Source organism: Pseudomonas agarici (genome assembly GCF_900109755.1).
In the GTDB taxonomy this organism is placed as follows: Bacteria; Pseudomonadota; Gammaproteobacteria; order Pseudomonadales; family Pseudomonadaceae; genus Aquipseudomonas; species Aquipseudomonas agarici.
Map to the genome: position 1 here is coordinate 295,679 of NZ_FOAR01000003.1, position 10,081 is coordinate 305,759.

The 10,081-nt window shown below is 60.6% G+C and carries 7 protein-coding genes and 1 pseudogene; 4 read left to right on the plus strand and 4 right to left on the minus strand.

From position 1 onward, the window contains the following. Positions 1-3: 3 nt before the first annotated feature. Together tctE and tctD are read right to left on the minus strand one after the other, a co-directional pair. Positions 4-1,389 carry a sensor histidine kinase gene (gene tctE / locus BMX68_RS04745; RefSeq protein WP_017131103.1) on the minus strand — a complete coding sequence of 462 codons (1,386 nt, stop codon included), beginning with the start codon at positions 1,387-1,389 and terminating at the stop codon, positions 4-6. After that, complete coding sequence (tctD, locus tag BMX68_RS04750; protein WP_017131104.1) at positions 1,382-2,053, minus strand: response regulator; 672 nt, start codon at positions 2,051-2,053, stop codon at positions 1,382-1,384. The genes tctE and tctD overlap by 8 nt, the downstream gene beginning before the upstream one ends. Before the next feature lie 233 nt (positions 2,054-2,286). Between tctD and BMX68_RS04755 the strand changes: the two genes are divergently transcribed. The 3 genes from BMX68_RS04755 to BMX68_RS04765 are packed head-to-tail and all read left to right on the plus strand — an operon-like array spanning position 2,287 to position 5,299. Then, a complete protein-coding gene (locus BMX68_RS04755; RefSeq protein WP_017131105.1) occupies positions 2,287-3,264 on the plus strand; it encodes a Bug family tripartite tricarboxylate transporter substrate binding protein in 978 nt (325 codons plus the stop codon). Between the two features lie 60 nt (positions 3,265-3,324). Continuing rightward, positions 3,325-3,783 (plus strand): tripartite tricarboxylate transporter TctB family protein, encoded by a 459-nt coding sequence (locus tag BMX68_RS04760; protein ID WP_017131106.1) that lies wholly within the window; start codon positions 3,325-3,327, stop codon positions 3,781-3,783. A 1-nt stretch (position 3,784) separates the two neighbouring features. Further along, a complete protein-coding gene (locus tag BMX68_RS04765; protein ID WP_017131107.1) occupies positions 3,785-5,299 on the plus strand; it encodes a tripartite tricarboxylate transporter permease in 1,515 nt (504 codons plus the stop codon). 140 nt (positions 5,300-5,439) lie between these two features. On the opposite strand, the gene BMX68_RS04770 is transcribed toward BMX68_RS04765, so the two are convergent. Together BMX68_RS04770 and BMX68_RS04775 are read right to left on the minus strand one after the other, a co-directional pair. Then, positions 5,440-5,790 carry a hypothetical protein gene (locus tag BMX68_RS04770; protein ID WP_017131108.1) on the minus strand — a complete coding sequence of 117 codons (351 nt, stop codon included), beginning with the start codon at positions 5,788-5,790 and terminating at the stop codon, positions 5,440-5,442. A 169-nt stretch (positions 5,791-5,959) separates the two neighbouring features. Further along, positions 5,960-8,884 carry a carbohydrate binding domain-containing protein gene (locus BMX68_RS04775; protein ID WP_017131109.1) on the minus strand — a complete coding sequence of 975 codons (2,925 nt, stop codon included), beginning with the start codon at positions 8,882-8,884 and terminating at the stop codon, positions 5,960-5,962. A gap of 289 nt (positions 8,885-9,173) precedes the next feature. Here BMX68_RS04775 and BMX68_RS04780 point away from each other — a divergent pair. After that, positions 9,174-10,081: pseudogene (locus BMX68_RS04780) on the plus strand (hypothetical protein); the annotation flags it as partial.

Here is a 10,081-nt window from a genome sequence, read left to right on the forward strand (position 1 = left end):
CTTCTAACCGGCGATAAAACTCACCCGGACCTTCAACCCCCGCCGCTCACCGTCGTGCAGGCTGATCTGCGCCAGGTGCGCCCGGCAGATCTCGCCGACAATCGCCAGGCCCAGCCCGGCCCCCACACCCTGCTGGCTGCGCCGATAGAAGCGCTCGAAGACCCGGTCGCGCTCCTCCAGGGGAATCCCCGATCCGTCATCCTCTACCTCCAGCACAGCCGGCGCGCTCACCCGCAAGATCACATTGCCGCCGACCGGTGTATGGGCCAACGCGTTGTCCACCAGGTTGCTCAGCAGCTCGTTGAGCAAGGTCGGCTCGCCACGCAACCAGACCGGCTCATCGGCTTCCAATGCCAACGCCACGCCTTGGGCATGAGCCAGAGGTGCCATGGCCATGCCCAGTTCCCGGGCCAGTTGGCTCAGGTCAAGCCACTGCGCGCCACCTTCGGCTATCGCCCGCGCACCGTTTTCCACCCGTGCCATCGACAGCAGTTGGTTGGCCAGGTGCGTCAGGCGATCGGTGCCCTGAGCTGCCGTTTCCAGGGTACGGCGCCAGGTATCGGCATCTGTGGCGCGTAGCCCTAGCTCCAACCGCGCCTTCAGCGCCGCCAAGGGTGTGCGCAGTTCATGGGCGGCATCAGCGATAAATTGCCCCTGACGCTCGAACTGCCGACGCAGGCGCTCGGTAAAATGATTGAGGGCGCTCACCAGGGGCCACAATTCGTGTTGTACTTCCACCAACGGCAACGGGCGCAAGTCGTCCGACTGGCGCTCCTCCACCGCCGTCCGTAGGCGCTCCAGCGGGCGCAGCGCCGCACTCACGGCAAACCACACCAGCAGCAACGCGCCCACCGCCAGCATGCCCAGGCGCAGCAACGTGTCGGCCATCAGGCTGCGGGCCATGGTGACTCGCGCCTCATCGGTCTCGGCCACGCGGATTTCCGCCATGCCATTCATATTCGGCTCGCTGACCGCCTTGAGCAGGCTCACCACCCGGACGTTCTGCCCGCGATACTGCGCGTCGTAGAACCGCGCCAGGGCCGGATAGTCATCGGTGCGCGGGGTGCCGGGTGGCGGTGGCGGTAGGTGTTCGTAACCGGAAATCAGTTGCTGGTTGATGTCTCGGACCTGATAGTAGATCCGCCCTGCGCTGTCATAGGCAAAGGTATCGAGCGCCACATACGGCACCTCGGCGCTGAGGGTGCCATCGCGCTGCGACAGGCCAGCGGCGATGGTCCGCGCCGAAGCCAGCAAGGTTCGGTCATAAGCGGTGTCGGCGGCTTCGCGACCGTTCCAGTAGGCACTCAAGCCACTGGCGAGCATCAACACCACCAACAGCAGTGCAAGGTTCCACAGCAACCGCCAACGCAGGCTGCTGGGCTTATGCATCGCGGGCTTCCAACAAATAACCGAGGCCGCGAAAGGTGACGATAGCCACCGCATGTCCATCCAGCTTCTTGCGCAGGCGGTGTACATAGATTTCGATGGCGTCGGGACTGGCGTCCTCATCCAGGCCGAACACCTGAGAGGCCAGTTGTTCCTTGCTCATTACCCGCCCAGGGCGAGCGATCAGCGCTTCGAGCACCGCCTGCTCGCGGGAGGTCAGGGTCAGCAACTCGTCGCCCAGGCTGAAACGCCGGGTATCCAGGTCATAGACCAGCCCCCCACAGCGCTGCTGGCGCTCGCCGCCGAGCACACTGCGGCGCAGCAAGGCCTTGACCCTGGCTTCCAGTTCGCTGAGTTCGAACGGCTTGGCCAGGTAATCGTCGGCCCCCAGATTGAGGCCACGGACGCGGTCCTTCACATCGCTACGGGCGGTCAGCATCAGCACCGGAAGATTTCCTCCACGTGCGCGCAAGCGCGCCAGTACTTCGAAGCCGTCCATGCGTGGCAAACCCACATCAAGGATTGCCACTGCGTACTCCTCGCTGCCCAGGGCCAGCTCGGCGGCGACTCCGTCGTGCAGCACATCCACCGTCAAGCCCGCGCCCTTGAGCGCCTGGGCAACGCTTTCAGCTAGCTGCAGATGGTCTTCGACCAGAAGCACACGCATGAATTTCCTACCTCGACCGCCCTTCCGAGCGCCGAGTTTACCCAATAAACCCGCCGCCGGTAGCCACCCGCCGCCGGTTTATCGGGCCTTGCACACTGAAAGGTTGGTGAAAGCTTGGCACATTAAAGTCCCTTCACGGACCGTTGTGAGTAACGCACTCATCTGTCCAAAAAAACTGAATGACGTCCCGAGGCGTTTTCACTCAAATAAGAACAATAACGGAGTACTCCACGATGCTGCCATTGCGCACCCTCGCCCTCGCTACCGGTTGCCTGCTGTTTGCCGGGCAACTCCTCGCCGCCGAGCCCAAGCGCCCGGAATGCATCGCCCCCGCCTCCCCCGGCGGCGGCTTCGACCTGACCTGCAAGCTGGCGCAAAGCGCCCTGGTCAGCGAGAAAGTCCTGAGCAAACCGATGCGGGTGACCTATATGCCCGGCGGCGTCGGCGCCGTGGCCTACAACGCCGTGGTTGCCCAGCGCCCGGCCGATGCCGGGACTCTGGTGGCCTGGTCCAGCGGCTCGCTGCTCAACTTGGCCCAGGGCAAGTTCGGTCGTTTCGATGAAGGCGCCGTGCGCTGGCTGGCCGCCGTCGGCACCAGCTATGGCGCCATTGCGGTGAAAAGCGACTCGCCGTACAAAACCCTCGACGACCTGGTCAAGGCCCTCAAGGCCGACCCGAGCAAGGTAGTAATCGGCTCCGGCGGCACTGTCGGCAGCCAGGACTGGATGCAGACCGCGCTGATCGCCAAGGCCGCCGGGATCAACCCGCGCGACCTGCGCTACGTGGCCCTCGAAGGCGGCGGCGAAATCGTTACGGCGCTGATGGGCGGACATATCCAGGTCGGCAGCACCGACATCTCCGACTCCATGCCACATATCCTGAGCGGCGACATGCGCCTGCTCGCGGTGTTCGCCGAGAGGCGCCTGGACCAACCGGAAATGAAGGAGATTCCGACCGCCCGCGAACAGGGCTACGACATCGTCTGGCCGGTGGTACGCGGTTTCTATCTCGGACCGAAGGTCAGCGACGAAGACTACGCCTGGTGGAAAGACGCCTTCGACAAGCTGCTGGTTTCCGAAGAGTTCGCCAAGCTGCGCAACCAGCGCGAGCTGTTTCCCTTCGCCATGACCGGTCCGGAACTGGACACCTACGTGAAGAAGCAGGTTGCCGACTACAAAGTGCTGGCCAGGGAATTCGGCCTGATCCAGTGATCATCTCTCTCTAGTCGCCTCACGCCCTTCGGTCACCGGGGCGTGGCCCAGGAGTCCGTCATGCTCTTGCAACGCATTTTTGCCTTCACGCTGCTGCTGGCCTGCGCCGGCCTGGCGCTGATGGCCTGGCCTTACCAGGCCGCATTTTCCTATGAGCCCGTGGGCCCCAGGGCCTACCCGCTGCTGATGCTCGGTCTGATGGGCCTGGCGCTGCTGTACATGCTGTTTCGTCCGGCACCGATCAAACATAACGACGACGAGCCGCCGCTGGACCGCCAAACCCTGACCAAGATCGGCATCTGCACCGCACTGCTGTTGGTGTTCGCCGGGACCTTCGAGCCGCTGGGCTTCGTCCTCAGCAGCATCCTGATCGGCGTACCGATGGCGCGCCTGTACGGCGGTCGCTGGCTGCCCAGCGTGGTGATCATCAGCCTGATGAGCGTCGGGCTTTATCTGCTGTTCGATAAAGCCCTGGACGTGCCGCTGCCCCTCGGACTGCTCGACGTTCTGGAGAACTGACATGGATACTTTCGGCTATTTGAGCCAGGGCTTCGGCGTCGCGCTCAGCCCCTACAACCTGGTCACCGCCCTCTGCGGTACGTTGATCGGCACCGTGGTCGGCCTGTTACCGGGCCTGGGGCCGATCAATGGCGTCGCCCTGCTCATCCCCATTGCCTTCGCCCTCGGGCTGCCGCCCGAATCGGCGCTGATCTTGCTGGCAGCGGTTTACCTGGGCTGCGAATACGGCGGGCGGATCAGCTCGATTCTGCTCAATATCCCCGGCGAAGCCTCCACCGTGATGACCACCCTCGACGGCTACCCGATGGCCCGCCAGGGCCTGGCCGGTGTCGCTCTATCGCTGTCGGCCTGGAGTTCCTTCATCGGCGCATTTATCGCCACCTGCGGCATGGTGCTGTTCGCTCCGCTGCTGGCGAAATGGGCCATTGCCTTCGGCCCGGCGGAATATTTCGTGCTGATGGTATTCGCCATTGTCTGCCTCGGCGGCATGGCCGGCGACCGACCGCTGAAGACCTTTATCGCCGCGCTGATCGGTTTGTTCCTGTCCAGCGTCGGCATCGATGCCAACAGCGGTGTATATCGCTTCACCGGGGACAACATCCACCTCACCGACGGCATTCAGTTCGTGGTGCTGGTCCTGGGCCTGTTCTCCATCAGCGAGATTCTCTTGCTGCTGGAAAAAACCCATCATGGCCAGGAAGCGGTGAAAGCCACCGGGCGGATGATGTTCAACTTCAAGGAAGCGGCATCGGTGTTCGTGGTGAACATCCGTTGCGGCCTGTTGGGCTTTGTCATGGGCGTGTTACCCGGTGCCGGCGCGACCCTGGCCAGTGCCATGGCCTACATGACCGAGAAACGCATCGCCGGTGCTGGCGGCACGTTCGGCCAGGGCGACAAGCGCGGCCTCGCCGCACCGGAAACCGCAATCGGCGCCTCGGCCTGCGGCGCGCTGGTGCCGATGCTGACTCTCGGCGTCCCAGGCTCAGGCACCACGGCGGTGATGATCGGCGCGCTGTCGTTGTACAACATCACGCCGGGACCGCTGCTGTTTCAACAACAACCGGATATCGTCTGGGGCCTGATTGCCTCGCTGTTCATCGCCAACATCATGCTGGTGATCCTCAATATTCCGATGATTCGCCTCTTCACCCGTATCCTTGCCGTGCCGAACTGGGCGCTGGTGCCGGTGATCGCCATCATCACCGCGATTGGCGTGTACGCGGTACATGCCACCACCTTCGATCTGTTCCTGATGATCGGCATCGGCATCTTCGGTTATATCCTGCGCAAACTGGACTTTCCGCTGTCGCCGGTCCTGCTGGGCTTTATCCTCGGCGGGCTGATGGAATCGAACCTGCGCCGGGCGCTGTCGATTTCCAACGGCGCGTTGGAGATTCTCTGGTCGAGCCCGATCACCCTTGGCGTCTGGGTGCTGACCTGCATCATGCTGTCAATGCCACTGCTGCGCATCTGGCGCAAGCGTGCCGCCCAGCGTCGCGCCCTGGCCAATGCGTGAGAGAACCTGCGGAACGGGAGATGGTCTGCTTTGTCGGTCGAGCAACCCTTTCCTTGCCGATCAATGCTGGGTCATCGGCAAGGAAAAGGTTTCAGGAACACCACCTATCGACGTAGATAGACGCCTGCTGTTTCCGTTTGTCAGTAGGTCAATGTAAACGCAATAGCCTCTGACCGAGAGACACTATCAACGGTGTAATGAAGATTTGCATCCCTGAATCCAAGATCATCAGCCAGAAACTCATTATCAATGGCTATTGTCGCCTTGCCACTTGAAACATCAGGCGCGGAAACTATATGGGTTATTTCATAAATTGCCAGGAGTCTATCCATAACAAGAGCAATAGAATCCCCCACCTTCATAGCCGCATAACTCACCTCTGCCGTAGCAGGTTTGCCATTAAGATCAGGGACGTGGAGCTTACCACCTGAAATCTCAAGCACTCGAGGTGCCGGCAGATTAACTTTAATGACTCTTTTTGATCCAGACATTATCCTGACTCCTCTGATAAACCAGTTATAAGAAAGTCCGACATGAGCAGCCAGTTACTTCTGTCATATCTTCATTTCCCTTGACCATCTCAACAAAAAACGAATCGTCGGGAAACTGTCAGAAATGACAGTCCCGACGAAGGGTCCCGGAAAACCCAGGGCGCATGAGTCAGCCTGAAAGACCCAGCTCCTTCACTCGCACGTCGTCTACCGAATAGTCATTCCCTTGACCGGACGCTACATGGTTATACAGTTGCAAGCGCATGGTGGTGGCTGTCGCGGTAAAAATACCTTTCAAGGTGTGCCAGTTCTGATTGGAGATCGTGAAGGGTCCCACCAATGATTTATTCTCGATCCACAGCGACACGACAGGAGTGAGATGCACATTGCCGACTCGCCGAATCGAAATACTGAACTCATAGTTCATGCCCGGCTCAAGCCCCCTGTAGTCTCGATACAAGAACACGCCGCTGGATCGTTCCGTATAAGTCCAATTGTACAAAAACCAATTGCCGTCCTCATGCCTGATGACCAGATCACGGGGATCCGCGGCAGCGGGGCCTTTTACCCAACCATTCCAGTTACCATGGTCAAAGGTGGTCAGGTCATCAAATGGCAGGCGTATCGTCAGTATCAACGCAGGGAACTCCACCGCCTCACTTTCATGAGCACTGCCATCGGGAGTGACCTTGCAGGTAAACGTCAGGGTGCTGACGTTTTGCAGTTGTTCAAGCAAGACACGCGAAAGCACTGAACGTAGCCCGTTATTCACTTCGCTCGGCGTCAGCGTATCGCCTACATAGACCTTGAGGGTATACGGCTGGCCGTCCTTCCCGGTTCCGGTGCCCACCAGCCAGACCTTCTGCCCCGGCAGGATGAACCACCATGGCTCTACCGCGATCGTGGCGTTGCCGCTAAAGGTACGCAGGTCCAGGAGGCTCTTGATTGCTTGCGGCACCACCGGTGTCGGCAACCGGACAGGTACGCTGATCTGCAGATCGAGATTTGCCGAGGTCGCGACCTTGCAGTGGCCGGTGACCGTATAGTTGATCGGCACCGTCTTGCCGATACCGTGGATCACCGCCTCACGCGGGATCTGAAAATCGACGTGCCCCAACTCGCTATTACCGGGTTTCGGCGCCAGTGGCAAACAGCCTCCGGCCTCGCGCTTCCAGCAAGGTTGAATGCTCTGCCGGGCACTGATGGCATCGTATTCTACCCGCAGTGTCACCCCATCCCTGCCGTTGTACACCGTCAGCAGCGAACCGACGGCCTCACGAACGATGGGTGCCTTCAGGACCCAGTCCTCCTGGGTGATTTCCAGCGTCAGGGTCGGGAACAGCGTGGCCGTGGGTTTATCGGTAACGCCGTTGAAATTCACCGCGAAATGCACTTCGATCCGGCTGCAGTCAGCCAGCTTTTGCAGTTGGGCGCGCGGCAGCAAGGTACTCACGCCCGTCTCCAGCCACTCGGCATCGAGCGGCTCGCCTTCGAGCACCTGAAAGCTGTAGGCGCTGCCATCCTCCTGCTCGCCGGTCACCCAGAGCCAGCAAGGCTGTTCAAGCGCCCGGTAGTCCCACGGCTCGACCAGACAATCGGCATCCCCGGAAAAAGTGTTGAGATCCAGTTTGTCGGCAGTAGCCTGTTCCACCATCGGTCTCGGTAACTGGCTGATGTCGAGCACGGTCACCAGGCGCGGTGGCGATTGCCAGAAGACGCCCGAGCTTTGCGTCACGGTGTAGGGCACCGTCACCGTCTGGAGAAAATTTGCACTGATGGCCGAGGGCGGCACATGGAACTCAAGCGCCATTTCGCCTTCCCGAACCTCGCGGCACTCAAGCGCCGGCGAACCGGCACCTGGCGTGCCGGCCCAGGCCGGACAGACCCAATCCCCCGCGCTCATGCCGCCATACGCCACCTGGATGGTCGCACCGTGCGTGGTATTGACCGGGTTCAGCAGCCAACCGTCGGTTTCGTCTTCTGTCGATTCACGGACACTGGGTGGCGGTAGAACCAGCCTGATCGGCACCCGCATCGTCAGTTCCAGCGGCTCCAGGGCAACGGCCTCGCCCTGCCCATGGTCGATCTTGCAGGTGATGATCAACAGACTGTCATCCGCCAGTTGCTCCAGGTCCTCACGCAGCAGCGACCGGTGCAGACCCTCGCGCACTTCATTGTCCGTGACCCGTTCTCCCTGCATCAGCACGATGTCGAACAAGCTGCCGTCCAGCCGGGCCCCCACGGCCTGCAACCAGACCTTTTGCCCAGCCTGGATAAACGGCCAGGACGCCACGGTGCACTCGGCATCACCCTCAAAGGTGCGGATATCCAAGACGCCCTCACGGGCCTGTGCCACCTTCGGAACGGGCAACGGATCCTTGTTCAAGGTCACAAATGCTATCCCTGGGCGAAACAGAATGCTGTGATCATGCCCACCGTAAGACGCGAACAAATTAAAGAACAGCGTGCTGCCGGAAGGACTCGTTGCGTACACGTCACTGGGAAACCGGCGTTTCCAGCCGAAATTAATATCAGCCTCGGTCACCGGCTCGTTTTCCACGATACGAAAATCGACTCTTCCGCCGTCCGGCTTGTCGACATGCGCCCACACCGTGACCCGACAATCCGAAGTGATAAACGGCCAAGGGTCCATCTGCAGCGTGAAATGCTCGTCGGCCAGCGCCGACACGAACAGAGTATTGTCGATCAGCGGCACCAGGTTCAGAGGCGGAAACGTGTTTGGCCGGCTGATCCTGACATCGTCCGCCCGCGACTTGATCGTCTCTTCACCGCGAGTAACGGTATAGAAAAAACGGGCATACATGTCCTGGACATACCCGACATAGTCATAGGGCACCTTGAAGTGGACCACTTCATCGGTACTCCCATGTACAGGCTCTATCGGGGCAAACTCTTCATCCGGTAGCAGGCCCGGCCAGTAGAAGTGGATCAGGTCGGTCGCCAGCATGCCGGGGTAACGGACCTCGACAGGCGTGCCGTCCAATGGCACCAGAAGACTGTCGAGATGCCCGCCATCGGCATCCAGTAATTTGGCCTCGGGCAAATCGAGTTCGGCAAGCGGTTGCTCTTTCATCAGGCGCACCCTTATTCGGAACATGGGCTATCGGCCGCCCTGTGCCACTGCGCGTTGGCATCATTTGAAGTGGCGGGAGAGGGAATGTCTACTGTCAGAAATGACAGTCTTGCCCTGGAAAAGCGGGAAAGCAGACCGGTGGTTTCTCGCTGTTTTCCCTGTAGACCACTCGTCGCCACTGTTATTTCTGACAGCTAGCCAGTCCTCCTCCCCAGGCGTTGAATGATCCTCACGACTCGCCATCCGGGTTTTCGGGTCGCCTCCCTGAATCCGCCAAAGGTGCCTCGTCATGAACGAAGATCCTTCCTTGTCCGTGTCGCCTACGTCCCAAGGTATCGACTCCCTCTCTCTCAACCCCTCGTCCGCTCCCAGGCAGCCGGATTTCAGCTTCGAACGCGACCCCACTCCCGAACGCCGTCCCTTCAGTGACCTGGTGATCGAGGTCTATGGCCAGCGCCCAGTGATCGGCGCCGATATCGGTGTCAACAAGGCCGCCCTCGACACCTACTATCTCGACGGCCTGCTGTGTTACCTGCACCCCTATCTGTCGCAGGCGGAGGGCGACTTTGTCGAATTGTTCTGCGGCAATGCCGACGATCCAGTGGCCGTCACCTCCGTGACCCAGGACCAAGCGGACAAAGACGAGAAAATTCCCCTGTTCATCCCTCGTGCCCGCCTGCCCGACGGCGTGATCCAGCCGGTGTTCTTTCGCCTCACCCGCTATACCGGCGGCAACAGCGAAGAAACCCTGCACAAAAGCCTGCTGGTCGATACCATCCCGCCCGCCGGGCCCTACGATCCCATCCCCAGCACGCCCTGGCACGAAGAACTGGCCCCACCGGAACCGCCGCCATTCGTCATCGACTTCGGGGTCGACAAAGACACCGCCGAACACGGCGTGCCGATCACCATCAAACCCTACCCACTGGATGACTCCACGCCCCATAGCTGGCGAATGGCCGAGTACGACAAGATCCGCCTGTTTATCGGCGGCGTCTTGGTCACACCGGTGCACACTGTCACCTGGGACGAGGCCAACAACCGATTACCGCTGACCATCACCATCTACTACGAAACCTGGCTCAAGGTCGGCGACGGCCAGAAGGTGCTCGAATACGAGGTCATCGACCAGTGCGGCAACTACTCGGTGAAGTGGTCGCCACAGGTGGTGCTCAAGGTCAATATCGGCAATGACAG

Bases quoted from the DNA above. Each gene is read 5' to 3' on its own strand.
- BMX68_RS04775 (WP_017131109.1), bottom strand. From the start codon at position 8,884: ATGAAAGAGCAACCGCTTGCCGAACTCGATTTGCCCGAGGCCAAATTA.
- tctE (WP_017131103.1), bottom strand. From the start codon at position 1,389: ATGCATAAGCCCAGCAGCCTGCGTTGGCGGTTGCTGTGGAACCTTGCA.
- BMX68_RS04755 (WP_017131105.1), top strand. From the start codon at position 2,287: ATGCTGCCATTGCGCACCCTCGCCCTCGCTACCGGTTGCCTGCTGTTT.
- BMX68_RS04760 (WP_017131106.1), top strand. From the start codon at position 3,325: ATGCTCTTGCAACGCATTTTTGCCTTCACGCTGCTGCTGGCCTGCGCC.
- BMX68_RS04770 (WP_017131108.1), bottom strand. From the start codon at position 5,790: ATGTCTGGATCAAAAAGAGTCATTAAAGTTAATCTGCCGGCACCTCGA.
- tctD (WP_017131104.1), bottom strand. From the start codon at position 2,053: ATGCGTGTGCTTCTGGTCGAAGACCATCTGCAGCTAGCTGAAAGCGTT.
- BMX68_RS04765 (WP_017131107.1), top strand. From the start codon at position 3,785: ATGGATACTTTCGGCTATTTGAGCCAGGGCTTCGGCGTCGCGCTCAGC.